Origin of the sequence: Autumnicola patrickiae (assembly GCF_031846525.1) — a bacterium.
Taxonomy (GTDB): domain Bacteria; phylum Bacteroidota; class Bacteroidia; order Flavobacteriales; family Flavobacteriaceae; genus Autumnicola; species Autumnicola patrickiae.
The window spans coordinates 33,867-58,575 of record NZ_JAVRHM010000007.1; the positions used below are offsets into that span (position 1 = coordinate 33,867).

Sequence of the window (24,709 nt, forward strand, 5' to 3'; positions counted from 1 at the left end):
TTAAGTGAAGGACGATCAGCGAAAATACCTGCATCTTATAAATATTGCTTTCCAGATGGGAATTATTATTGCTGCTGGAGTTTTCTTTGGCATTTGGCTGGATGAAAAGTTTCCGAATAAATACTCAGCTTTTACGATAGGTGTTTCCCTGCTGGGTGTTTTTATAGCTTTATACCAGGTTTATCGTGGAATTAGTGACATGAATAAAGACGAGAAATAATGAAAGGAAAATTACTTGCATTTTTAAAGATTCTGATTCCTTTTGCCCTTATTTTAAGTTTTTTTCAATTTCTAATCATTCATTATATAGTTGAGGTAGAATTGTATTATAGTATATTCTCCATTTATACTTTTCATTTTCTGGTTACTTTTCTAATATTTTTTGCGCTGGTTTTTATCCATGGGAAGTTTGAAGATAAAACGGGTCTTGCTTTTATGGGTCTAAGCCTTTTTAAGATGCTTGCAGCAATTATTTTTCTATTACCCATGATGCTAGCTGAGGTTGAAGCTATTTTCGGCAGTTTAATTTCATTTTTTCTTCCTTATTTTTTCTTTTTGATCCTCGAAACAATTTATGTTGTAAAACTTATCAATTCAAAATAATTAACTGACAATCAATAATATCACGAAAAGGTTGATTTGGGTTAAAAAATTGAGGGGCGGACTTTCAGATAAAAATTAAAAGTATACCTTTGCACGGAAATTTAGAGCCCACAATTTTTTTAAGTAGAACAGGTAACATGACAGCACACAAATCTTTTATGATTAAAGTGTACTTTACACTAGCTTTTGCCGTACTTCCTTTAATTTCATTTGCACAGGAGCACGAAACTGTTGAAGAAGTAGAAGAAAAATTTAATCCGACGGACATGATTATGCACCATATTGGAGATTCCCATGGGTGGCATTTTTTTGGAGAGGGAGAGGATGCTTTTACAATTCCACTTCCTATCATCCTGTTTACAGATAATGGACTTGTAACTTTTATGTCCAGTGAATTTCATCATGATACTGAAGGGCAATATGTTGTCGAGAAGGACGGGATGCGTTTTGTGAATTACCATGAAAAGATTTACCGTCTGGAAGATGGGGATCAAACCCTGGAATTAGATGAGGAGCATCATCCTGTAAATGCCAGTAAGCCCTGGGATTTTTCTATAACCAAGAACGTGGCAGCAATGTTAATTACCGTTGTTTTAATGATTATCTTGTTCCGTAGCCTGGCCAGCCATCACACCAAGAATAAGCATGCTCCAAAAGGATTGAATAATGCACTTGAGGCACTTGTTCTTTTTGTTAGGGATGAGATAGCAAGGCCGCAGATAGGTGAGAAAAAATATATGAAGTTCATGCCTTTTTTATTAACGGTATTTTTCTTTATCTGGATTACCAATCTTTTAGGTTTATTGCCCGGAGCGGCGAATGTAACAGGAAATATTGCAGTAACGGTTTCTCTTGGACTTTTTACTCTTGCGTTAATAATATTTAACGGAAGTAAAGATTACTGGAAACACATCTTTTGGATGCCAGGGATCCCTACTTTTGTGAAACCAATTTTGGCAGTGGTAGAAATAATGGGAGTTATTATCAAGCCACTCGCACTTATGATTCGTTTATTTGCGAACATTACTGCAGGACATATTATTATCCTGAGTTTAATTGGGTTGATATTTTTATTGGAAAACGCAGGGGTTGCAGGAATATCTGTTCCTTTTGCATTATTTATAACAGTACTGGAATTGCTGGTAGCATTCCTTCAAGCGTTTATTTTTACGATTCTGTCAGCCCTGTTTATCGGGATGGCGGTTGAGGAACATGAACATCATTAATTTTTAATTATTTAAATTTTTCAACTATGGAATTATTGTATGTAGGTCTTGCAGCTTTAGGTGCTGGTTTGGCAGTTGTGGGAGCAGCTATTGGAGTTGGTAGAATCGGTGGCTCTGCCATGGATGCTATTGCCCGTCAGCCGGAAGCTTCTGGTAAAATCCAGACAGCTATGATTATCGCTGCTGCACTTGTAGAAGGTGTTGCTCTTTTTGGAGTGGTTGCCGCTTTACTAGGTGTATTAAGATAATTAAATTACTAAAGTCCCTTCGCAACGGTTGGTTGCGAAGAGGCTTTATTTAAAATGATGTTTTAACTATTTTCTAAATAAACTATGGATTTAATTACTCCTGAATATGGCTTGTTTTTTTGGCAAACCATTGTTTTTTTGATATTGATATTTTTAATGGCCAGGTTCGCCTGGAAACCCGTTTTAAATGGTCTTAGACAAAGAGAAGAAACTATTAATGACTCGCTGGCCTCTGCAGAGAATGCAAGAAAGGAAATGCAAAATCTTAAGGCCGATAATGAAAAGCTTATGCAGGAAGCCCGGGCAGAGAGAGATGCTGTTTTAAGGGAAGCGAGGGAGTTAAAAGAAAAAATAGTGGCAGATGCTGCTGAAGAAGCCCAGGAAAAAGCCGATAGTATTGTAGCTCAGGCTAAAGCAAGTATAGAAATGGAAAAACGTGCAGCAATGGCTGATATTAAAAATCAGGTTGCAAGCCTTTCTATAGAAATTGCAGAAAAAGTGATTCGTAAAGAATTATCAAGTAAAGAAAAGCAGCACCAGATGATCGATGATATGCTTGGTGATGTGACTTTAAATTAGTTGCTATGAAGGGAACAAGGGCAGCACAACGATATGCAAAGGCAATAATTTCTTTGGCAGGTGACAACAATGTCACTAAAGATGTTAAGAATGATATGGACACTATAGTTCAAACTATAGCCGGAAGTAGCGATCTGAAGAATATGCTAAAGAGCCCCGTCATTAAAGATAGTGTTAAAAGAAGTGCTTTAAAGGAAATCTTTAAGGATGCCAACGGAGTTACACTTGGAGCTTTTGATATACTTATCGAAAATGGACGGATTAACAACCTTGATGCTGTAGCAAAGCAATATCTTAAACTTTACCATAACACAAGTGGACTACAGGAGGCTATTGTTACTACTGCCGTTCCTTATAGTGTAGAGCTCAGCGGTAAAATTCAGGATAAGATAAAGGAATTAACAGGTGCCGGTGCTATTGTCAAAAATGTGATTGACGAGAGCATGATTGGTGGGTTTATATTAAGAATTGGAGATTTGCAATATGATGCAAGTATTGCCAGAAATCTTGATAACCTGAAAAGAAAGTTTAAAGACAATTCATACGTTTCAAAAATTTAAAAATTTACGCAATTAAACGTGTTATTATATAACAAATAATTATGGCAGAAGTAAATCCTGCTGAAGTATCAGCAATATTAAAAAGACAATTATCAGGTTTTGAAGCAGAGGCTTCATTAGACGAAGTTGGAACTGTCCTAACCGTTGGTGATGGTATCGCCAATGTCTATGGCCTTGCCAATGTACAATACGGGGAATTGGTCCAATTTGAAGGTGGCCTTGAAGGTATTGTACTAAACCTTGAAGAAGATAATGTTGGGGTTGTGCTCCTTGGACCTTACAGGCAGGTTAAAGAAGGTTCTGTAGTGAAGAGAACACAACGTATTGCATCTATTAAAGTTGGTGAAGGTATTGTTGGCCGTGTGGTTGATACCTTAGGTAACCCCATAGACGGTAAGGGAGCTATAGAAGGTGAAACTTTTGAAATGCCGCTTGAGCGAAAAGCTCCTGGTGTTATTTATCGTGAGCCGGTAACCGAGCCTTTGCAAACAGGAATTAAATCTATTGATGCCATGGTTCCTGTAGGTAGAGGACAACGGGAGCTTGTAATTGGTGACCGTCAGACAGGTAAAACCACTGTTTGTATTGATACTATATTAAATCAGAAGGAATTTTATGATGCCGGGGAACCGGTTTATTGTATATATGTTGCTATTGGCCAGAAAGCTTCTACAGTTGCAGGTATTGCGAAAGTGTTGGAAGACAAAGGTGCTTTAGCTTATACTACTATTGTTGCTGCAAACGCATCAGACCCTGCTCCAATGCAGGTTTATGCTCCGTTCGCCGGTGCTGCAATAGGTGAATTTTTTAGAGATACAGGTCGTCCTGCACTAATCGTATTTGATGATTTATCCAAGCAGGCGGTTGCTTATCGTGAAGTATCACTTTTACTTCGTCGTCCACCGGGTCGTGAAGCATATCCCGGGGATGTATTCTTTCTTCACTCAAGATTACTTGAACGTGCGGCTAAGATTATTGATAACGATGATATTGCGAAGGAAATGAACGACCTTCCGGATGTTTTAAAGGATAAGGTAAAAGGTGGCGGTTCTTTAACAGCACTTCCGCTAATTGAAACACAGGCAGGAGATGTTTCGGCATATATTCCAACCAACGTGATTTCGATTACGGATGGACAGATATTTCTGACTTCAGATTTATTTAACTCTGGTGTTCGTCCGGCGATTAACGTAGGTATTTCTGTATCACGTGTTGGTGGTAACGCACAGATTAAATCTATGAAAAAAGTTGCAGGTACTTTAAAACTGGACCAAGCCCAGTTCCGTGAATTGGAAGCTTTTGCTAAGTTTGGTTCAGATCTTGACCCTGCGACACTAAGTGTGATCGAAAAAGGTAAGAGAAACGTGGAGATCCTTAAACAAGGGCAAAACGATCCCTATCCGGTAGAAAATCAGATAGCGATTATCTATGCAGGTTCCAAGAACCTTCTAAGAGATGTACCAGTAGAAAAGGTAAGGGAGTTCGAAAAAGATTATCTTGAGTATCTTGATGCTAAGCACAGAGATACTTTAGACACTTTGAAAGCAGGTAAACTCACAGATGAGGTTACAGATACCTTAACTTCTGTGGCAAAAGAGCTTTCTTCAAAATATAAAAATAAAGGCTAAGTAAATTCCCCTCCCATCCTCCCCGAGGGGGAGGGGTTATTTATGAACTAAATTAATTTTCTCCCCTTTGGGGAGATTAAGTGGGGATTATGGCAAACTTAAAAGATTTACGTAACAGGATAACTTCGGTATCTTCAACGATGCAGATCACCAGCGCCATGAAAATGGTTTCTGCTGCAAAATTGAGTAAGGCGCAGGATGCCATCACCGCAATGCGTCCTTATTCTGAAAAGCTAACTCAGTTACTACAGGATTTAAGTGCAACCCTGGATGATGATGCGAGCAGCAAGTTTTCTGAAGAAAGGGAAGTTGAAAATGTACTGGTTGTTGCCATATCTTCTAACAGAGGTTTGGCAGGTGCTTTTAATACTAATATTATTAAAGCAGTAAGGAACAAAGCGAAGGCTGATTATCCTGGAAAGAACGTCGAAATCTACACTATTGGTAAAAAGGCAAACGATATTTTATCCAGAAATTTCAGTATTTACAAGAACAATAATGAAATTTATGATGAGCTGACTTTTGATAATGTTGCTGAAATAGCTGAAGAATTGATGCAGTTATTCCTGGACGAGCGATATGATAAGATCAAAATCGTCTATAACCAGTTTAAGAATGCCGCAACACAAATAGTAACAGAAGAGCAGTTTCTTCCTATTGAGCAATTTGATACCGAAGAAACAAAGCAACTGGATTATATTTTTGAACCTTCAAAAATAGAAATTGTAAAAGAGCTTATTCCGAAATCTCTGAAAATGCAGCTTTATAAAGCGTTACGTGATTCTTTTGCTTCAGAACATGGCGCACGTATGACGGCGATGCACAAAGCAACTGAAAATGCGACAGAGCTTAGGGACGATCTTAAACTATCTTATAACAAAGCACGTCAGGCTTCTATTACTAACGAGATTTTAGAAATTGTCGGTGGTGCTGAGGCTTTGAATAATTAAAATCCTAGTTAAAAGCCGAGGGGTTAAGACTAAAATGAAACTATATCGACCCGTAGCAAATAGCTACGGGTTTTTCTTTGGCATCTATTTTGAATCATTATCTTTAATAAACATCCATTATGAAACATATATACCTTCTTTTCAATACTATTTTAGTTTTTAGTCTTTTCACAAACTGTGGCAGTAACAAAGGTCTGCAGGAGGGCGCACCCGCGCAGTTCCAGGATGTTTATACCACTACTGCAAGTTCTGGATTGAAATTGCACATTCCTGTGGCAGTAATTCAGGATAATCAGATTTCTCTTGACAGTGTTTACTTCCGCGGAATGAAATCTCCACTTGTACAAAATGAGGAATTGTCCAATGAGTATGTTGCGCAATTCAACACTAAAGATTCAGAAGTGGTAATGAGCAGTGATCCCAGGGAGGAATATGGAAATAAAGCTCCTCAAAGAGCAGAAAAGAGTCCATTTGACATAGAACGTGACGAAGCTATCCTGGTGTTTAGTCAGAATAACAAAACAAAATACTTTAAACTTACCGGTATAACAGACGGGAAATAGGCATTTAAGTTCTTATTTATTAGGATATTTGTAAAAACTAACTTGCCTGTTGAGTACGTTAAAACGCTTTTTTCAAGACACCATAATTTACGGTTTTGCTACGGTTTTGCCACGGCTCATGAATTTTATTCTTGTACCGCTGCACACAGAATATCTCGGGCCGGCAGGATATTCTATTAATACCACATTTTATGTTTGGGCTACATTTTTTAATGTGGTTCTTACTTATGGTATGGAAACCGCTTTTTTCAGGTTTTTTAGCCATTCCAAAGAGAAGGATAAAGTCTTTTCTACTTCCTTTATTACCCTGACTGTTACTACTGTTATTTTCTTTATCCTGGTTTTTATTTTCCGGGGTTGGATCACTACCCTTGTAGATCTTCAGCCAGAATATTTTAACTATCTGCTTGGAATCCTGGCCCTGGACACCTTGGTGGTCATTCCTTTTGCTTATTTACGCGCCACTAATCGGCCTGTAAAGTTTGCATTAGTGAAAGTTTTGAATATTTCGGTTGTAGTACTTCTCAACTTCTATTTTTTCTGGTTTGTTTCAGAATATTCACAATTTTCTCCAGATCTCGTCCTGTCACACTATTCAGAGTCAGATAAAGTTGGATATATTTTCATTGCAAACCTTGCGGCGAGTGCTGTGACATTTTTCATTTTGCTTCCTTACTTTTTTAAAACAAAAGTCAACTTCAGTTTTAGTATTTTAAAGCAAATGTGGAAATACGGCTGGCCGGTTATGGTGGCGGGACTGGCCTTTTTCATCAATGAAAATCTGGATAAACTACTGCTTAAAGAAATGATTTCAGACGAAGTTATGGGAGCCTATGCAGGTTGTTATAAACTTGCTGTTTTTATGATGATCTTTATTCAGGCGTTTAGAATGGGGGCAGAGCCTTTTTTCTTTAATCATTCCAGGCAGGAGAACGCCAGGCAGACTTACGCCACGATCCTTGAGTATTTTGTCATAGCGGGAAGTCTTATCCTGGTTGTACTGGTGGTCTATATAGATTTCTTTAAAAAACTTCTTATAAGGGACGAGGAATATTGGTTCACGCTCGCTATTGTTCCGGTTGTTCTGTTGGCAAATCTTTTTCTGGGAATTTACCACAACCTTGCAGTTTGGTATAAATTAACAGATAAAACCAGGATGGGAATGTACATCTCAATTTTTGGTGCTGTGGTTACTGTTCTTTTTAATGTTCTTCTAATCCCTGTTATAGGTTTTATGGCTGCGGCCTGGGCCACGTTAGCGGCTTATGGAAGTATGATGCTCATTTCATATTTTCTAGGCAGGAAATATTACCCTGTACCCTATAACCTTAAAAAAATAGGGATGTATTTACTTATATCAATACTACTTTCTTTAATTTCCTTTAAATTTTTCCGGGAAAACTACCTGGCAGGATCGTCTTTTGTAATTTTGTTCCTGCTCATTACTTTTTTCAATGAACGCAAAGATTTAAAACAAATATTGGATCAATGACAATCAAAATAATAAACAAGTCTGAACACAAATTACCGCATTATGAAACTGAAGCTTCGGCAGGAATGGACCTGCGGGCCAGCATTTCAGAAAAAGTATTACTAAAACCTTTAGAAAGGGCTGTTATTAAGACGGGACTTTTTATAGAACTACCGGAAGGCTATGAAGCCCAGGTGCGGCCAAGAAGCGGCCTTGCTGCAAAAAAGGGAATTACAGTTCTTAATGCTCCCGGAACCATAGATGCAGATTATCGCGGAGAGATCGGTGTGATTCTTGTGAATCTTTCCAATGAAGATTTTACTGTAGAAAACGGGGAGAGAATTGCACAAATGGTAATTGCTAAGCACGAACATATTTCCTGGGAAGAAGTAGACATTCTTGGAGAAACTTCACGGGGTGTTGGAGGCTTTGGAAGTACTGGAAATAACTAAAAATAAATTTGAATTATTAATTCTTCTAAGCTCCTTCTTTTGAAGGGCTAAAGAGACAAACAACTTTAAAATGAAGATTATTGTACCAATGGCAGGTCGTGGATCAAGATTACGACCTCATACTTTAACTGTGCCAAAACCTTTAATACCTATTGCAGGAAAACCTATAGTACACCGTTTGGTGGAAGATATTGCCAAGGTCCTGGATGAGAAGATTGATGAAGTAGCTTTTATCATTGGGGAAGATTTTGGTGAAAAAGTGGAGACAGATCTTAAGAGGATTGCAGAAAGCCTGGGTGCTGCATGTAGTATCTATTATCAGGATAAGCCTTTGGGAACAGGCCATGCCATTATGTGTGCAAAAGAATCCCTGAGTGGCCCGGCAGTTATCGCTTATGCCGATACACTTTTTAAAGCAGATTTTACGTTAGATAAAGATGCCGACAGTGTGATTTGGGTGAAACAGGTCGACAATCCGAGTGCTTATGGTGTGGTTCAGCTTAATGACAAACGGGAAATTACAGACCTTGTAGAGAAGCCTGAAGATTATGTCTCAGATTTGGCAATTATCGGCATTTATTATTTTAAAGATGTCGCTGTGTTGAAGAAGGAGTTGCAGGGAGTACTTGATAACAACATCATCAGGGGCGGTGAATATCAAATTAATGACGGTATTGAAGCTATGAAGCAAAACGGATTACGATTCGTGCCCGGAAAGGTAGATGAGTGGATGGACTGCGGAAATAAAAATGTTACTGTAGAAACTAATGGTAGAATGCTTAATTTTTTACATCAGGAAGGGGAAAAGCTGATTTCTGATTCTGTTAAAATAAAAGATTCTGAAATAACCGAGCCTTGTTACATTGGTGAAAATGTAGAATTGACCAATGCAAAAATAGGCCCCAATGTTTCTATTGGAGATGGTACTAAAATCACCAATTCCACAATAAAAAACAGTTTAATTCAGACTTTTGCTGAAGTAAAAAATGCAAAACTGGATAATGCCATGATAGGAAACTTCGCAAGGTTCGATGGGGATTTTACCGAAATTAGTATTGGGGATTATTCTGTTTTAGAATAATATAAATATAGATCTCACAGGTTTTCCTTCACGGGATCTGTGAGATTTTTAAGGAAATACCTGCAACAGGTTTGAAATTGCTATAGATGAGAAGAACGATCCTGATATTTGCCATTTTTGGTACTGCACTCTTTCAGGGGGCATTTGCCCAGGAAGAGCAGCCTATAATTCAGGAGGTGAACAAGGATGATTTGGGTAATGTTTCAGATCAGTTTCAGGAAAATTTCTTCGAGGCACTTAAGCAAAAGGGCATAGAAAACTACGAAAAAGCTATAACTGCACTGGAAGTCTGTAAGGAGCTGCAACCAGAAAATGCAGTCATTTTCTTCGAAATTGGAAAGAATTACCGGGCGATGGAGAAGTATGAAAAGGCCGTGGAAAATTTTAATATAGCACACGATCTTGAGCCTGGAAGAGAAGCAATCCTGGCAGAGCTATATAGCACACATATGGAAGTTCAGGATTATGCCGCTGCAATTTCAGTGATCAAGAGGCTTGTTGAAATAGACAAATATTATATTGAAGATCTTGTTAATGTTTATATGCTCAATCAGGAATACGACGAGGCTTTAAGCGTTCTTGATGAGCTTGACCAAAGACTTGGAAACAGTAGTTACCGGGAAAGAATGCGCAGGCAGATATATGCGCTCACAAATAATACCGTCGCACAAATAGATAATCTTGAAGAAGGAATTGCTGCCGATCCTGAAAATGAGCAAAATTATCTGAATCTTATTTATGTTTATAGTCAGGATGGTAATGATGAGGAAGCTTACAGGGCTGCTCAGGAACTTCTTGAAATCAACCCGGGTTCCACATTGGTTCACCTGGCATTGTATAAGTTTTATCTCAACAGGGGAGAGCCTAAAGAGGCTGTTAATTCGATGAAAATCGTATTTAAAAGCGAAGAAGTTGATGCTGATTCTAAATACAAGGTGCTGAATGATTTTTTACTTTTTGCACAAGAAAATCCTGAATTTAAAGAGGAGCTGATGGACGTAGCAGAATTGCTTTCTGAACTTGAGGGAAAACCGGAACTGTATCAGGAACTTGGGCAATATTTTCTAATGAACAACAGGAAGAAAGAAGCACTGGAATATTTTCAGAAGGGGCTGAAGCAGGATTCGAATAACTTTAATCTTACCAAGAATGCTCTTTTGCTTCAACTTGAATTTCGGGAAATGGAAGCAGCAAATAAATTGAGTGAAAGTGCACTGGAAATTTTCCCTGCACAGCCAGTGTTCTATCTGCTTCGTGGCTTAACTTTAAATGCTCTGGAGGAATACCGGGAAGCAGAAGAAATTCTTACATTTGGTCTGGATTATGTAATTGAAGACAGGCGAATGGAAGCAGACATTTATGCTCAGCTTGCAATAGCCAATGCCGGATTAGACAAGGTAGAAAAGGCAGAAGAATTCAGCCGAAAAGCCGAAATGTTAATGAAAGAAATAAATTAAATGTATAAGAGAATAGCAGTATTATTAGTGTTAGCCGTAGTACTTGTTTCCTGTGGAGGTGGACGTGGGGCTAAAAAAATAGTAACCAAAGATGCCGAAGCAGTCAATATTATAGCCAGGCACTACGATAATGAAATTCAGTACAACACCGTATCGGGAAAATTAAAAGCAGTTTATCAGGATGAGGAGAAAACGCAGTCAGTAAACCTGAGCTTTAGGATGGAAAAAGATAAAGCGATCTGGATGAGCGCCACTGTTCTGGGATTTCCAATAGCGAAAGTTTACATTACCCCAAATTCTGTAAGTTATTATGAGAAAATCAGCAAAAGCTATTTTGATGGTGACTTCAGTTTAATTAGTGAATGGTTGGGAACTCCTCTAGATTTTAATAAGCTTCAGAATTTATTAATTGGCCAGGCGATTTATGACCTTAGGGAAGATGCTTACGAAATGGTGCAGAGCCCAAGAGGTTACCAGTTTTTACCTGAAGAAATGGGGCGTATCAAGAAAATGTTTCTACTTGATCCCTCGCACTTAAAAGCATCTGCACAGCAACTTGCACAGGAATCTGAAAGCAGAAGTGTGACAGTGACTTATTCTAATTATCAGACGATAAATGGAAAGGTATTTCCGGAGAATATCAAGATAATTGCTAATGAAGGTGGGCAGCCTACCAATATTGAAATTACTTATCGTTCTGTAGTTTTTGATGAAGAAGTGAGCTTTCCATTTGACATTCCTTCGGGATATGATGAAATAAGTGTAAAATGAAGCTGAAGAAGATCCTAAATATTACTTTGTTTCTGGTTGTGATATGTGCAGGTTTTACCAGTCATGCTCAGACCAACCGGGAAACACTGGAGAAAAAGCGACTGGAACTTAGCAATGAAATAAAAAGGATTAATAATTTAAGATCTACTAATAAGCAGAAAGAAAAATCTGTTTTGACGCAAGTTGAAGATTTGAGTCAGCAAATAAAGAGTACAGAAAATCTCATAAAGGTAACAAACCAACAGGCGAACCTGCTCACGCAGGAAATTAATACAAATACGAGAAAGATCTCTACCCTGCGTAAAGAATTGGAAAAGCTGAAGGAGGATTACGCAAGAATGGTTGAGAGATCGTATAAAAGTAAATCCCAACAGAGCAGGGTGATGTTCCTTTTATCTTCAGAAAGCTTTTTACAGGCATATAAGCGCCTTCAGTATATGAAACAATATACGAACTACAGGAAACAGCAGGGAGAGCAAATAAAGTCGCGTGCTGAAGATTTACAGCGTTTAAATTCTACATTGGCCAGCCAGAAAGAAGATAAAGAAAAATTAATCGCTGAAAACCGGAAAACACGGCAGCAACTTGAAGAAAACCGAAAATCGCAACAGGCTTTAATGGCCACAATTAATCAAAAAGAGGGACAATTTGCAGCTCAAATCAAACAGCGGCAACGGGAAATTAATAAAATTGACCAGCAGATTGATGAAATGATTAGGGCATCTATTGCAAAAGCAAATGAGGAAAGTGGTTCTACGTCCCGTGACGTATTTAAGCTAACTCCCGCGGCAAAAGCCCTGGCTGCAGATTTTGCCAGGAATAAAGGCCAATTACCATGGCCGGTAAAAACGGGAGTGGTAACTATGCAGTTTGGTGAACATCCGCACCCTATCGTTAAGACAGCCAGGATTAATAACAATGGTGTAAATATCGATACGGATACAGGAGGAAAGGCTAGGGCAGTTTTTAACGGAACCGTGAGTGAGGTACAGGTACTAAAAGGCGCAAATAAAGCAGTAATGGTGAGGCACGGAGATTATATTACAATATATGACAATCTGGATAAGGTCTATGTGAAAAAAGGGGATGTGGTGAGCACAGAGCAGGAAATAGGAGAAGTTGCCACTAACCGGAGTACAGGAAAAACCACCCTACACTTTCTCATTTTTAAAAACACCCAAAAAATGAATCCGGCAGACTGGGTTTATCAAATGTAGGTCCCATGCCTTTTATTAATCTTCTTTAGAGGCTTTTCTTCAGGCAACTTATCGATAATTGCCGTTTTTGAGGCATCACTTCAAAATCAATTAAAGAGTAAAAGAAAATAGGTTTTTAATCAAATAAAGCTTTTAACTCTGTAGCTTCATTTGGTTTTAATTTTCCAGCGAGAACCAGACTTAGTTGTTTGCGCCTAAGGGCGGCAGCAAAACGTTCTTTTTCAAGATCTGTTTCAGGTTCAAGTGGCGGAACTTTTATGGGAGCACCCGTCTCATCTACCGCCACAAACGTGTAAATTGCTTCATTGGCTTTAGAGCGTTGGCCGCTTTCCCTGTCCTCAACCCATACATCTATAAAAATTTCCATAGAAGATTTAAAAGCACGGGAAACAGCAGCTTCTACAGTCACAACACTCCCGAGTGGAACTGCTTTATTAAATGCTACATGATTTACAGAAGCAGTTACCACAATCCTGCGGCTATGCCTGCGGGCAGCAATACTTGCAGCACGATCCATACGCGCCAGCAATTCTCCCCCAAACAAGTTGTTTAGTGGATTAGTTTCGCTGGGAAGTACGAGATCTGTTAAAATGGTTCTTGACTCTGCAGGTGTTTTTGCGTCCATTATCAAATATTGCAATTTTCAGCAAAAATAAGGCGTAGAAGACGATTTAAGCCCTAAAGAAGTATTAAAGTTCCTGAATGAGCAACCAGGCAGATTCGTTTGATTTTTTTACTTCCCGAAGCATGTTTATTGCATCTCTTCTGGTTTGGTGGCTCGAATACACAACCTGGTGAAGCCCGTATTTATTGGCTCCTATTAAGCGGGCCTTATGCCCTTCAGCACGAAGTTCGTCTACTTTTTTTGCTGCATTTTCTTCAATCCTGAAAGCTCCGGCTACTATATGGTAATTTCCGGATTGCTTATCAACATTAAATGTTATTGCCGGCAAAGGGTTATCAATTATAAAAGTTGCCTGCTGAATTTGTTGCTGAAGCTGTCCTTCGGCTTCCTGCTGTTCTGCAATATTATGTTTGGAAACCTGATCGCTGTAAATATTTAATCCTGCAAGACCGGATAGACCAAGTGCTATAATTCCTACTGCTGCATACTTTAAATAAGAAGATTTGCGTCTTTCCGGAGTAAAAAGGAAAGGAGTTTTCTCTTCAATTTCTTCAACCTGTTTCTTGTAGACCTCTCTATTTACCACTCCTGCCTGGAAAGAATCCAGTCCAAAAGAATCTGTAAAATAATTAACCTTATCGTAAGGTTCAAAGGCGAGGGTACCTTCTGAAGACAAGATAAACTTGCCGATATTTGCCAAATCTGCCTGCTTATCTTCCTCTAAGCTTTTTTCGAGTGAAGCTGCAAACTCACTAATTGCGTAAACAGAATTACTATAAGAAACTTTTTCAGCCTCTGCTATGTAATTAGCAAGAAGCCCATCGTTTTTCTGTAATTGCCGGTTAAAGGAAACGGTCTTTTTTGGCGGATGAAAAGATTGTGTGTCTTCATCTATATGAGCGGATTGCTTTTGGGAAAGGAAAGCTCCAAAGCCCGGAAGTATCACGCATTCGTAACGATAGAGTAAATCCTGAATATGCTTAGCTATGTTCATCGGTACAAAAATAAGAGTTCCAGCAGAAGGATAAAGTTACCTAAAGAAATTTTATTAACAAATGTTTTTTTCTGTATTTTTAGCCAAATTCCATTAATGGATTCCTCTGAACTTATTAATATCCTTGCTCTGCAGCATATCCCCAATCTGGGGGATAGTACAGCAAAAAAGCTCATCAGGCACTTCGGTTCTGCGGAAGCGATCTTTAAAGAAAAGAAACAGAATTTACTAAAGATAAACGGAATTGGAGAATCAAGGATTCAGGATCTTCACAAAACCGATCATTTTAAAGCTGCAGAAAATGAACTGAAATTTATAGAAAAGAACAACATTGGATACTCATATTTTCAGGACAAAGATTATCCCGATAAATTAAAACACTGCTTTGACGGTCCAATCCTGCTTTTTAAAAAAGGTAATATCGATTTGCATCAAAAGAAGATTATAAGTATTGTTGGCACCAGAAGGATTAGTAGTCACGGCACGGCTTTTTGTGAAGAATTAATCGAGGAGCTTAGTCCGCTTGATCCCGTGATTATTTCGGGTTTTGCTTATGGTGTGGATATTACAGCACAAAAAGCTGCGGTTAAGCACGGGCTGCAAACTGTTGGTTGCCTTGCACACGGTCTCAACCAGATTTACCCAAAGGTTCATAAACGCTATATGTCCCAGGTGGAGGAGAATGGTGGTTTTTTCACTGATTTCTGGAGTACAGATGACTTTGATCGTAATAATTTCCTGAAGCGGAACAGGATAATTGCGGGGTTAAGCGAAGCCACCATAGTTATTGAAAGTGCCGAAAAGGGAGGTTCTTTAGTTACGGCAGATATTGCCAACTCATATAACCGGGAAGTGTTTGCAGTGCCTGGACGTCCTGGAGATCTTCACAGCAAAGGCTGTAATAATCTAATTAAATCACAAAATGCCCATGTGCTCACTTCTGCTGCAGACCTTGTCTATATCTTAAATTGGGAAATCCAAAAGAAAAATGCTGCCGTTCAAAAGCAGTTATTTGTAGAATTGGAGCCAGAGGAGGAGACGATCGTTGAATATCTTCGGAACTCTGGTAAAGCACAACTTGATATTATTGCTTTAAACTGTAATTTTCCTACTTATAAAGCCGCTTCCCTTTTGTTAAATCTTGAGTTAAAAGGAGTTGTAAGGCCACTGCCGGGAAAGTTGTTTGAAGCTGTTTAATAAGAGGATTGTAGACAATTAGATGACTTCAAAACCGTCTCCGTAAGCTTCATCTTCAGTTAAAAAAACTCCTTCAATTATTTCTACAGTCGTGGTAACTTCATTTAAATAAAAACAGAAATTTTTAAGTCCGTCTTTTTCTGCAGTAATTTCGCTGGTGTCGTGAAGCAGCTCCCCTGAAACAGCGTAATCCTTCTGGTGATCTGCAGTTATAACTCTTACAATAAAAACATTCTTTATTTCCTTCTGAAGCTGGGTTCCATCTTCTAATTCTGCATTGAGCAAAAATATTTCGTCTTCTAATATTTGTACTTCCTCTACATCGTCAATTCCGTAGGATTTTGTCCAGTGGTATTTCTGTCCGTTTTGATCCTCATCAGCCTGATCAGTAGAAAAACCAACGTTAACAGATTTATATTCTATTTGAAGCTTCATATTATTTACAAGAAAGAATCTACTTTGGCGGCCTTTCAACCTTAAACATTTCAATATCCTACTTTCTCTCTCACGCGTTTTAAAACGTCATTGGCTACTGCTGAAGCTTTTTCAGCACCAAGACTTAAAGCTTTATCCAGCTCCGGAAGGTTATTCATATAATATTCATATTTCTCCCTTGGCTCCTTAAATCTTTCCTTGAGAACTTCAAAAAGCGCCTGTTTTGCATGGCCATAGCCGAAATTCCCACCTTCATAATTTCCTCTCATTTCTGCGACTTGTGCCTCTGTCGCAACAAGTTCGTATAAGGCAAATACGTGACAGGTGTCAGGATTTTTTGGTTCTTCCAGCGGAGTACTGTCCGTTTGGATTCCCATAACCTGTTTTCTTAATTTTTTATCCGTTTGAAAAAGGTTGATCGTATTCCCTTTAGATTTACTCATTTTTTCACCATCGGTCCCCGGCACATACATCGTTTCTTTTTCAACTTTTGCTTCAGGGAGAACAAAAACCTCTCCAATTTTTGCATGAAATCTGGATGCGACATCCCGTGTTATTTCCAGGTGCTGCAACTGGTCTTTTCCCACCGGCACCACTTCAGCATCATAAAGAAGAATGTCTGCAGCCATAAGCATAGGGTAATTGAAAAGCCCGGCATTTACATCCTCAAGCCTGTCTGACTTATCTTTAAAAGAATGGGCCAGCGTTAGACGTTGAAAAGGAAAAAAACAGCTAAGATACCAAGAAAGTTCTGTTACCTGCGGGATATCGCTTTGCCTGTAAAAAACACTTTTTTCTATGTCCAGACCACAGGCGAGCCAGGTAGCTGCTACAGAATAGGTATTGTTTCTAAGAGTTTCTGCATCTTTTATCTGGGTTAGCGAATGCATATCTGCAATGAAAATAAAGGAATCGTTTCCCGGCTGATTAGCCATTTTAATGGCCGGCATAATTGCGCCCAATAAATTCCCTAAATGTGGTGTTCCTGTACTTTGTACTCCTGTAAGTATTCTGGACATCGGTCTTTTTCAATTTTTTACAAAGTTATCTTTTTTAGCGAAATCAGTCGACTCATTTTAGTACTTTTGGTTCCTATGGGGGTACTTAAAAAGTTCGCATTATCTTTATGGCGTCTCTGGTTTTATATTTTGCTGGGACTGCCTATCATAATAATGTTACCGGTTTTACTGGTAGTGGCCTCTTCAGAAAAATTTTATCCGCAGTATTTTGTTTGCGCCAGGATTTGGGCAAAATGCATTTTGTATGGGATGGGTTTATTTCCAAAAGTAAGGCACGAGCAATACATGGAGAGGGATAAAGGCTATATGCTCGTTGCCAATCACACTTCTATGGTGGATATTATGCTGATGCTGGCCGTAAATAAGCATCCGTTTATATTTGTGGGTAAGAAAGAATTAGTTAAAATTCCGCTTTTTGGATATTTTTACCGGCAAACCTGTATTCTGGTGGATAGAAAGAGCCAGCGCAGCAGGCAGGAAGCTTTTAATGAGGCGCAGCGAAGGCTAAGGCAGGGTAATAGTATTTGCATTTTTCCTGAAGGTGGTGTTCCCGGTCATGAAACCGTTTTGCTGGATGAATTTAAAGATGGGCCTTTTCGTCTGGCAATAGAACACCAGATCCCAGTTGTTACTATTACTTTTCACGATACGAAAAAGCGCTTTTCGTATGACTTCTTTTCTGGTGGACCGGGAAAGCTTCGGGCAAAAGTGCACCGCTTTATTCCAACTACAGGCATGACAGTGGCAGATAAAAAGGCTCTTAAAGATAAAACCAGGGAGGTAATTCTTCAGGAGCTTAGGAACCCTTCTTTCGATTAAAATTTAAAGCTGAAACCGGAATAAATTCCAAAGAAGAACGGTTGCACATTTTCAGTATTTTTAAATGTATTAAGCTGGTACTTAAAAATAGGTTCAAAATTAACTTCAAAATTTTGAATAATTTCATAGCCCAATCCCACACCAATGTTAGTACTAAAACTAACATTATTAATATTATTGGCTTCCCCCAGTTCTGTTTTCTGATTATTGGAAACAAGGCTCACGCTGTTTTCATCCAGGAAAAGGCTACTACCACCTCCAATAATACTTAAACCAAATTTCTTATCAATTAAAGCATATTCCACCTCAACAGGAACTTCTATAAATCCAAATTGCTGATTTATTTCTCCTGGAATTACACCAGTACCTGCTACAGAACCAAATTCATTATTGGACAGGTCGAAATTTGGAAGACCTGTTGGAGCGTCACTAATTTCAACCACATTTAAATTGCTGCGGTAATTAATGCTGGAAATATTTTGAGCAAAGGCTGTAGTGGTATAGGAAATTTCTTTCGTATCGTGGCTCAGGTTTACCTTGCTTACGCCTGTACGTATTTTAATTTTATCAGATAAGGTGTAGGCAACATTCACCCCATAGGCCATGGTCACCTGGGAATTGGTTTCATTATTGCTAAAATTTGGGGATATAGCACTGCCACTGCCCATATTGTCATAAAAAATGGGTGCTGCAAAGGTGCTAAACCTTATTTTGCCTTTTTCGGCCTCTGCTATTTCAACAGTTGGTTTATTTTTTTCTTCGGCAAGCGCTGCAAGGGCATTTTTTTCTTCATCAACGCCTTCTTCATTGCTATTTTGAACAATTTCTTCGGAATTTTCTTCGCTGAACTGATTTTCAGAGGAATTTTCTTCATTTTTTGGTTCAAACTGGCTTTCTGCGAGTTCAGAATCTTCATTTTGGTTAGCTAATGCTTCTGAATTTCTGTTTTCTTCAGAAGAAGAATCTTCTTCATCTGAAGCATTTTGAGCGAGTGCCTGATTTTGCCAATTATCGGCCTTATATTTTTCAGTTGGTGTATTTTCTTTTTCCTTTTCTGAAGGATTTGTGCTGCTTTCTTCAGTATATTCAGAATTTGCCAACCCGGAATTTGAAGAATTGCGGGCATCGCCCGACATTATAGTATTTAGCAATTCTGAGGCATCTTCAATAGTTTCGTTGTTCTCTGGAATTTCGATCTCGGGACGATAAATATCTTCATCTTCCACCACGAATTGCGTCCCAGCTGCTTCCTGTCCAGTGTTTATGAAATAAGCCAGTCCCAGGATAATGGCAATAGTGGCAGCGATCCCGCCCACTTTGTACCATAGCGGAATAATAAGGGGCCTCTTGCGCTGCTTTTCTTCCAGCCGGGAGGCAATATTTTTCCAAACCTCTTCCCTTGGAGTAGCTTCAAAATCTTTGAAACCCTCCTGGTAAAGCCGGTCTATGTTTTTTCTTTCTTTCATCTTCATCAATTTTGAGGCTAAACAACTTCAGTTATAATGACTGTGCCTGACTGTCGTTTTGATGGCTCACAATTTTATCCTTCAAAATGTTCCTGGCCCTTGCAAGGTTTGATTTTGAAGTTCCTACAGAAATCCCAAGTAGTTCCGAAATTTCCTGGTGGGAATGCCCGTCCAGTGCATAGAGGTTAAAAACCTGCCTGTACCTGTCTGGCAGTTCCTGAACAGTCTTTAGCAGAAAATCTGCACGAATATCATCTTCTTCAACTTCAACTTCGGGTTCTTCCATGCGGTCTTCGTTTATAATTTCGTAGAACCTGTGTTTTCTGTGTTTCTGAAGAGCGGTGTTAATGACGATACGCTTCATCCAGCCTTCAAAGGAACCCTGATCTTTGTACTGGGAGATTTTTTCAAAAATGGTAAGGAAGCCGTCCTGAAGATTATCTTCGGCTTCATGATAACCGGAAGAATATTTAAGGCACAGGCCAAAGAGCTTATCAGCATATAGCCTGTAAAGCTCTTCCTGTGCCTTAATATCCTGTTTCTTACAGTTTTTTATGAGCTTCTTTAGACTCACCAAAATTAGATTTAGTTGCTTGCTTCGTCACCAGTATCATCACCAGCATCGTCGTCTTCACTATCAGTGTCATCGCCAGCATCATCTGGAGCGCCAACCGGTATTTCTACTTCAGTATATTCTGCGTCTCCGTCTTCATCTGCACCGGTTAGGATGAAGAATGTGTAAATATCACCATCATCTGCTGTGGTTGGAATTTTGATGTCCTGGATTGTTTTTACCCTGGTAAGATCTTCTGATTCTACATCACATTCCACAAGATTAGGATCGTAAGAAGTAAGCGCTCCTACATAAACATCCCTGCCATCTGTTCCCTGGCCTGGTTTCCAGTCAATCCCAACGTAAGAATGGCACGCAGAGGGAAGTTCAAAAGTAACTTCGAAGTCATACTCTTCTCCTGCTTCAAAATATTCCGGAAAGTCGTACTCTGTAATTGCTGCATACTCATAAGCAATGTTAAGACCATCATCCTCTGTATCACAGCTTACAAAGGTCAATACCGAAATCAGTAATAATGCAAACTTTTTCATTTCATTTTTAATTAGGGTTTATATTTATTTTCTTACCCTATAGATGCATAAATGTTGTAAAGGTTGCGTCGTGATCAAAAAAAATCCCTTCGAAAAGGGATTTTTAAATTTTTGTTATTCGTTAGCGACTTTTATCGCTTGTTTGATCTTGGTTTCCAACTCATCCATGAGATCGGGATTATCTTTAAGAATGGTTTTTACTGCATCCCTCCCCTGTCCAAGCTTAGTATCTTCGTAGCTGAACCACGATCCGCTCTTCTTTATTATTTCATAATCAACACCAATATCGATAATCTCACCAATCTTGGATACACCTTCGCCGTACATAATATCAAATTCCGCAGTTTTAAAAGGCGGTGCAACTTTGTTTTTCACCACTTTTACACGGGTCTTGTTACCCATTATGTTGCTGTTGCTGTCTTTTATCTGCGTAGACCTTCTAATATCCAGTCTTACGGAAGCGTAAAATTTAAGTGCATTACCACCGGTAGTAGTTTCGGGATTACCGAACATTACCCCGATTTTCTCCCTTAGCTGGTTAATAAACATCACCGTACAGTTGGTTTTACTAATGGAAGCAGTAAGCTTTCTAAGTGCCTGGGACATTAAACGGGCATGAAGTCCCATTTTGGAATCTCCCATTTCCCCTTCAATCTCACTTTTTGGAGTTAAAGCGGCAACAGAGTCAATTACAATTATGTCTATCGCTCCGGAACGGATTAAGTTATCGGTAATTTCAAGAGCCTGTTCGCCGTTATCCGGCTGGGAAATAATCAGGTTTTCTATGTCTACGCCAAGTTTTTCAGCATAAAACCGGTCAAAAGCATGTTCTGCATCAATAAAAGCAGCAATACCTCCTGCTTTTTGAGCTTCAGCAATAGCATGAAGCGTTAAGGTTGTTTTACCAGAAGATTCCGGTCCGTAAATTTCTATTACCCTTCCGCGCGGATATCCTCCCACACCCAAAGCCAAATCAAGTCCCAGGGAACCGGTAGGAATGGCGTCAACATCCACAATGGCCTGATCGCTCATTTTCATCACGGTGCCCTTTCCATAGGTTTTATCCATTTTATCCAGGGTGAGCTTCAGGGCCTTTAATTTTGCATCTTTTTCTTTTTCTTTATCGTTGCTCATGATTTTTTGCTGTTTTAAGAGCTGCTAAATTAACACAAGTTTTGCTGCATCACAATTTAAATACAGTCATTCTCGATCTTGTTATTTTTTAATGTAACTGGTTAAAGATAAACTTATTTGGAGCTTCTAAAACAAATTTCTGCTTTTTCATTTTAAGCCTTATCTTTGCGCAAATTTTTTCTTTAACTCTTATAATTGGTATAGCATGCAACTGTACAATAAATTAAGCGCTAAAGAAAGAGCAGCATTAATTGAAGAAGCCGGGGAAGACCGGTTGACGCTCTCTTTCTATGCCTACGCGAAAATTGGAAATCCCGAATTATTCAGAAATTATTTATTTATAGCCTGGGACCAGATGGGTGTTCTTGGGAGGATTTATGTGGCCCACGAGGGTATAAATGCGCAACTTTCTGTCCCCGCCCAAAATTTTGACACCTTCAAAAAATTTCTTGATGAGATTTATTTTCTTGAGAATGTAAGGTTAAATATTGCTATTGAGCACGATGCAAAGGCTTTTTTGAAGCTGAAGGTAAAAGTGCGCAAGAAAATTGTTTCTGATGGTCTTAATGATGCAAGCTTCGATGTTACCAACCGCGGAATTCACGTAGATGCTGAAAAGTTTAATGCGCTATTGGAAGATCCCGATACGGTACTTGTGGATATGAGGAACCACTATGAGAGCGAAATTGGGCATTTTAGAGGTGCCATTACGCCAGATGTGGACACCTTCAGGGATTCGCTTCCTATTATTGAAGAAGATCTAAAAGATTACAAAGAAGATAAAAATCTGGTAATGTATTGCACCGGCGGAATAAGGTGCGAAAAAGCCAGTGCTTATTATAAGCATAAGGGCTTCAAAAAAGTTTTTCAGTTGGAAGGGGGAATCATTGAATACGCCCGCCAGGTAGAAAAGCAAAAACTGGAAAATAAATTCATCGGAAAGAACTTTGTGTTCGATCATCGTCGGTCCGAAAGAATTTCAGAGGATGTTATTGCACATTGCCACCAGTGTGGAAAACCTTGTGATACTCATGTTAACTGTGCTAATGAAGCTTGTCACCTGTTGTTTATTCAGTGTGAAGATTGTGCGATGGAAATGAATAATTGTTGTTCTGAAGATTGTATGAAAACTAATTCTTTGCCTTACGAAGCGCAGAAAGAACTGCGTAAAGGAAAGGGCAACAGCAATAAAATCTTTAAAAAGGGACGATCAAAGTTTTTAAAATATAAAAGCTAAGTTGGCGTTCCATAAATGGTAGTGCCAATAAATATTGGTATCTTTACTGTTAATATTTTTTACTAATCTAAAGGTGGTGCTGAAAGATTTGCATCAGGTTGTGCCGATATAGGTTTACTTTGAGGCTTTCCGGGTATGCAGAGTGTAGAATTTTAGAGCATATCAAAATTGCAGATTGAGAAGGCAGCTACCTACAATATATATAATTTTATGGCTTGCACCAGTTGCTCGACCGGTAAAGACGGTCAGCCAAAAGGATGTAAAAATAACGGAACCTGCGGAACAGACGGATGTAATAAACTTACCGTCTTTGACTGGCTTTCCAATATGTCTCTTCCAGACGGCACCGAACCTTTTAATTTTGTTGAGGTCCGTTTTAAAAACGGAAGAAAACATTTTTTCCGAAATTCTGAGAACCTTAGCCTGAGTATGGGCGATGTCGTGGCTACAGAAGCTTCGCCCGGGCATGATGTAGGCCTTGTTAGCCTTGCCGGGGAACTCGTAAGGGTTCAAATGAAGAAGAAGAAAGTTGCGCCAGATAGTGATGAGGTGTTAAAGGTTTATCGCAAAGCTTCACAGCGGGATATCGATGTTTGGCAGGAAGCCCGGGACAGGGAAGATAAAATGAAGGTTCGGGCGAGGGAAATTGCTATCCGTCTTAATCTTCAGATGAAAATTAGCGATATCGAGTTCCAGGGAGATGCTTCAAAAGCAACTTTTTATTATACTGCAGACGATCGTGTAGATTTCCGGCAGTTGATTAAGGAATTCGCAAGAGAGTTTAATACCCGAATTGAAATGAGGCAGATAGGTTTGCGCCAGGAAGCTTCAAGATTAGGAGGTATTGGATCCTGCGGAAGGGAATTGTGCTGTTCAACATGGTTAACAGATTTTAGATCTGTTAGTACTTCTGCAGCGCGATATCAGCAGCTTTCACTTAATCCGCAAAAGCTTGCGGGACAGTGTGGTAAGCTGAAGTGCTGCCTTAATTATGAGCTGGATACTTATCTGGAGGCTTTAAAATCTTTCCCGAGAACAGACACAAAACTTTACACGAAAAAAGGTACAGCAGTATGCCAGAAAATTGATATTTTTCAGGGTGTATTGTGGTATGCTTATGAGGGCGAGTGGATGAACTGGCATAAATTAACTGCAGAACAGGCTAACAAAATTATAGCTTCAAATAAGAAAAAGGAACCGGTGGGGAGCCTGGAAGAATATGAAGTTGTATTGCAGCTGGAAGAGAATAAGAAGCCGGACTTTAATAATGTAGTAGGGCAGGATAGTCTTACACGTTTTGACAATCCAAAAGCTTCCACTGGGAAAAGAAGAAACAAAAAAAGAAAAAAGAGGAAAGGTAAACCTTCTAATAATGCGTAAAGCCTTTTTTTTACTGTTGGCGGTATTCACATTTTTCGGTTTGTATTCCTGCGATTCAGATCGTGTTTTTGATGAATATAAATCTGTATCAACATGGAATAAAGATTCTGTTGTTGCGTTTAAGGTAGATGAATTAGATTCGCTGGAAACGTATGACCTTTTTTTAAACATCAGGAATAACAGTGATTACAGGTACAGCAATCTTTTTGTAATTACAGAAATTCAATTTCCGTATGGAAAAGTAATCACCGATACACTGGAATATTCCATGGCTGCACCAGATGGAACATGGCTTGGTACGGGTTTTGGTGATGTAAAGGAAAGTAAACTCTGGTACAGGGAAAATGTACGATTTCCGGAACCGGGGGGATATGAAGTCCGTATAAAGCAAGCCATGCGCAAAAATGGTGAAGTGGAAGGGATAGAAAATTTAGAAGGTATTACCCATGTGGGCTTCCGCATAGAGCATAGCGCACAGCAATAGTTATAAAGT

28 protein-coding genes are annotated in these 24,709 nt (G+C 39.0%); 20 read left to right on the plus strand and 8 right to left on the minus strand.

Annotated elements, in window-relative coordinates:
• The first annotated feature begins 4 nt into the window (after positions 1-4).
• The 15 genes from RM549_RS07565 (at position 5) to RM549_RS07635 (ending at position 12,806) form a co-directional block, all read left to right on the plus strand.
• Positions 5-220: an AtpZ/AtpI family protein gene (locus RM549_RS07565; RefSeq protein ID WP_311683369.1), complete on the plus strand. Its 216-nt coding sequence runs from the start codon at positions 5-7 to the stop codon at positions 218-220.
• Positions 220-603, plus strand: coding sequence for a hypothetical protein (locus RM549_RS07570; protein ID WP_311683371.1), 384 nt, complete (start codon positions 220-222; stop codon positions 601-603). Before RM549_RS07565 ends, RM549_RS07570 begins: the two co-directional genes overlap by 1 nt.
• A gap of 137 nt (positions 604-740) precedes the next feature.
• Positions 741-1,829, plus strand: coding sequence for a F0F1 ATP synthase subunit A (gene atpB / locus RM549_RS07575; protein ID WP_311683373.1), 1,089 nt, complete (start codon positions 741-743; stop codon positions 1,827-1,829).
• A gap of 26 nt (positions 1,830-1,855) precedes the next feature.
• Positions 1,856-2,077, plus strand: coding sequence for an ATP synthase F0 subunit C (gene atpE / locus RM549_RS07580; protein ID WP_311483444.1), 222 nt, complete (start codon positions 1,856-1,858; stop codon positions 2,075-2,077).
• 84 nt (positions 2,078-2,161) lie between these two features.
• A complete protein-coding gene (locus RM549_RS07585; RefSeq protein WP_311683375.1) occupies positions 2,162-2,656 on the plus strand; it encodes a F0F1 ATP synthase subunit B in 495 nt (164 codons plus the stop codon).
• A 5-nt stretch (positions 2,657-2,661) separates the two neighbouring features.
• Positions 2,662-3,216, plus strand: a complete 555-nt coding sequence (gene atpH / locus RM549_RS07590) for an ATP synthase F1 subunit delta (RefSeq protein WP_311683376.1) — start codon at positions 2,662-2,664, stop codon at positions 3,214-3,216.
• Between the two features lie 41 nt (positions 3,217-3,257).
• Entirely contained in the window at positions 3,258-4,844 is a 1,587-nt protein-coding gene (atpA, locus tag RM549_RS07595) for a F0F1 ATP synthase subunit alpha (protein ID WP_311683377.1), read from the plus strand.
• A gap of 89 nt (positions 4,845-4,933) precedes the next feature.
• Complete coding sequence (atpG, locus tag RM549_RS07600; protein WP_311683379.1) at positions 4,934-5,794, plus strand: ATP synthase F1 subunit gamma; 861 nt, start codon at positions 4,934-4,936, stop codon at positions 5,792-5,794.
• Positions 5,795-5,913: 119 nt separating this feature from the next.
• Positions 5,914-6,357, plus strand: a complete 444-nt coding sequence (locus RM549_RS07605; protein WP_311683381.1) for a hypothetical protein — start codon at positions 5,914-5,916, stop codon at positions 6,355-6,357.
• Positions 6,358-6,406: 49 nt separating this feature from the next.
• Positions 6,407-7,849, plus strand: coding sequence for a lipopolysaccharide biosynthesis protein (locus RM549_RS07610; RefSeq protein ID WP_311683383.1), 1,443 nt, complete (start codon positions 6,407-6,409; stop codon positions 7,847-7,849).
• Complete coding sequence (dut, locus tag RM549_RS07615; protein WP_311683388.1) at positions 7,846-8,280, plus strand: dUTP diphosphatase; 435 nt, start codon at positions 7,846-7,848, stop codon at positions 8,278-8,280. The genes RM549_RS07610 and dut overlap by 4 nt, the downstream gene beginning before the upstream one ends.
• A 70-nt stretch (positions 8,281-8,350) precedes the next feature.
• Positions 8,351-9,361 carry a sugar phosphate nucleotidyltransferase gene (locus tag RM549_RS07620; RefSeq protein WP_311683390.1) on the plus strand — a complete coding sequence of 337 codons (1,011 nt, stop codon included), beginning with the start codon at positions 8,351-8,353 and terminating at the stop codon, positions 9,359-9,361.
• Positions 9,362-9,447: 86 nt separating this feature from the next.
• A complete protein-coding gene (locus RM549_RS07625; RefSeq protein WP_311683392.1) occupies positions 9,448-10,818 on the plus strand; it encodes a tetratricopeptide repeat protein in 1,371 nt (456 codons plus the stop codon).
• A complete protein-coding gene (lolB1, locus tag RM549_RS07630; RefSeq protein WP_311683393.1) occupies positions 10,819-11,589 on the plus strand; it encodes a lipoprotein insertase outer membrane protein LolB1 in 771 nt (256 codons plus the stop codon).
• The gene (locus RM549_RS07635; protein WP_311683394.1) at positions 11,586-12,806 is read left to right on the plus strand and encodes a murein hydrolase activator EnvC family protein; all 1,221 of its coding nucleotides are present in this window, start codon (positions 11,586-11,588) and stop codon (positions 12,804-12,806) included. The genes lolB1 and RM549_RS07635 overlap by 4 nt, the downstream gene beginning before the upstream one ends.
• A gap of 115 nt (positions 12,807-12,921) precedes the next feature.
• Here RM549_RS07635 and RM549_RS07640 read toward each other — a convergent pair whose 3' ends face one another.
• Both RM549_RS07640 and RM549_RS07645 read right to left on the minus strand, forming a co-directional pair.
• Entirely contained in the window at positions 12,922-13,431 is a 510-nt protein-coding gene (locus tag RM549_RS07640) for an acyl-CoA thioesterase (protein ID WP_311683395.1), read from the minus strand.
• Between the two features lie 64 nt (positions 13,432-13,495).
• Complete coding sequence (locus tag RM549_RS07645) at positions 13,496-14,425, minus strand: HU domain-containing protein (protein WP_311683397.1); 930 nt, start codon at positions 14,423-14,425, stop codon at positions 13,496-13,498.
• Positions 14,426-14,521: 96 nt separating this feature from the next.
• On the opposite strand from RM549_RS07645, the gene dprA reads away from it, so the two are divergent.
• Entirely contained in the window at positions 14,522-15,622 is a 1,101-nt protein-coding gene (gene dprA, locus RM549_RS07650) for a DNA-processing protein DprA (RefSeq protein WP_311683399.1), read from the plus strand.
• 18 nt (positions 15,623-15,640) lie between these two features.
• On the opposite strand, the gene RM549_RS07655 is transcribed toward dprA, so the two are convergent.
• Positions 15,641-16,057, minus strand: a complete 417-nt coding sequence (locus RM549_RS07655; RefSeq protein WP_311683400.1) for a hypothetical protein — start codon at positions 16,055-16,057, stop codon at positions 15,641-15,643.
• Positions 16,058-16,107: 50 nt separating this feature from the next.
• Positions 16,108-17,076, minus strand: a complete 969-nt coding sequence (gene trpS / locus RM549_RS07660; RefSeq protein WP_311683402.1) for a tryptophan--tRNA ligase — start codon at positions 17,074-17,076, stop codon at positions 16,108-16,110.
• Between the two features lie 75 nt (positions 17,077-17,151).
• Between trpS and RM549_RS07665 the strand changes: the two genes are divergently transcribed.
• A complete protein-coding gene (locus RM549_RS07665; protein ID WP_311683404.1) occupies positions 17,152-17,895 on the plus strand; it encodes a lysophospholipid acyltransferase family protein in 744 nt (247 codons plus the stop codon).
• On the opposite strand, the gene RM549_RS07670 is transcribed toward RM549_RS07665, so the two are convergent.
• The 4 genes from RM549_RS07670 to recA form a co-directional block, all read right to left on the minus strand.
• Positions 17,892-19,361, minus strand: coding sequence for a porin family protein (locus RM549_RS07670; RefSeq protein ID WP_311683406.1), 1,470 nt, complete (start codon positions 19,359-19,361; stop codon positions 17,892-17,894). The genes RM549_RS07665 and RM549_RS07670 overlap by 4 nt on opposite strands.
• Positions 19,362-19,392: 31 nt before the next feature.
• Entirely contained in the window at positions 19,393-19,935 is a 543-nt protein-coding gene (locus RM549_RS07675) for an RNA polymerase sigma factor (protein WP_311683408.1), read from the minus strand.
• Between the two features lie 11 nt (positions 19,936-19,946).
• A complete protein-coding gene (locus tag RM549_RS07680; RefSeq protein WP_311683410.1) occupies positions 19,947-20,465 on the minus strand; it encodes a hypothetical protein in 519 nt (172 codons plus the stop codon).
• 114 nt (positions 20,466-20,579) lie between these two features.
• Positions 20,580-21,599 carry a recombinase RecA gene (gene recA / locus RM549_RS07685; RefSeq protein WP_311683412.1) on the minus strand — a complete coding sequence of 340 codons (1,020 nt, stop codon included), beginning with the start codon at positions 21,597-21,599 and terminating at the stop codon, positions 20,580-20,582.
• A gap of 205 nt (positions 21,600-21,804) precedes the next feature.
• Between recA and trhO the strand changes: the two genes are divergently transcribed.
• From trhO to RM549_RS07700, 3 genes are all read left to right on the plus strand, one after another.
• Positions 21,805-22,836 (plus strand): oxygen-dependent tRNA uridine(34) hydroxylase TrhO, encoded by a 1,032-nt coding sequence (gene trhO, locus RM549_RS07690; RefSeq protein ID WP_311683414.1) that lies wholly within the window; start codon positions 21,805-21,807, stop codon positions 22,834-22,836.
• A 210-nt stretch (positions 22,837-23,046) separates the two neighbouring features.
• The gene (locus RM549_RS07695) at positions 23,047-24,216 is read left to right on the plus strand and encodes a PSP1 domain-containing protein (RefSeq protein ID WP_311683620.1); all 1,170 of its coding nucleotides are present in this window, start codon (positions 23,047-23,049) and stop codon (positions 24,214-24,216) included.
• On the plus strand, positions 24,209-24,700 hold the full coding sequence (locus RM549_RS07700) for a gliding motility lipoprotein GldH (RefSeq protein WP_311683416.1): 492 nt from the start codon (positions 24,209-24,211) through the stop codon (positions 24,698-24,700). Before RM549_RS07695 ends, RM549_RS07700 begins: the two co-directional genes overlap by 8 nt.
• Positions 24,701-24,709 lie beyond the last annotated feature (9 nt).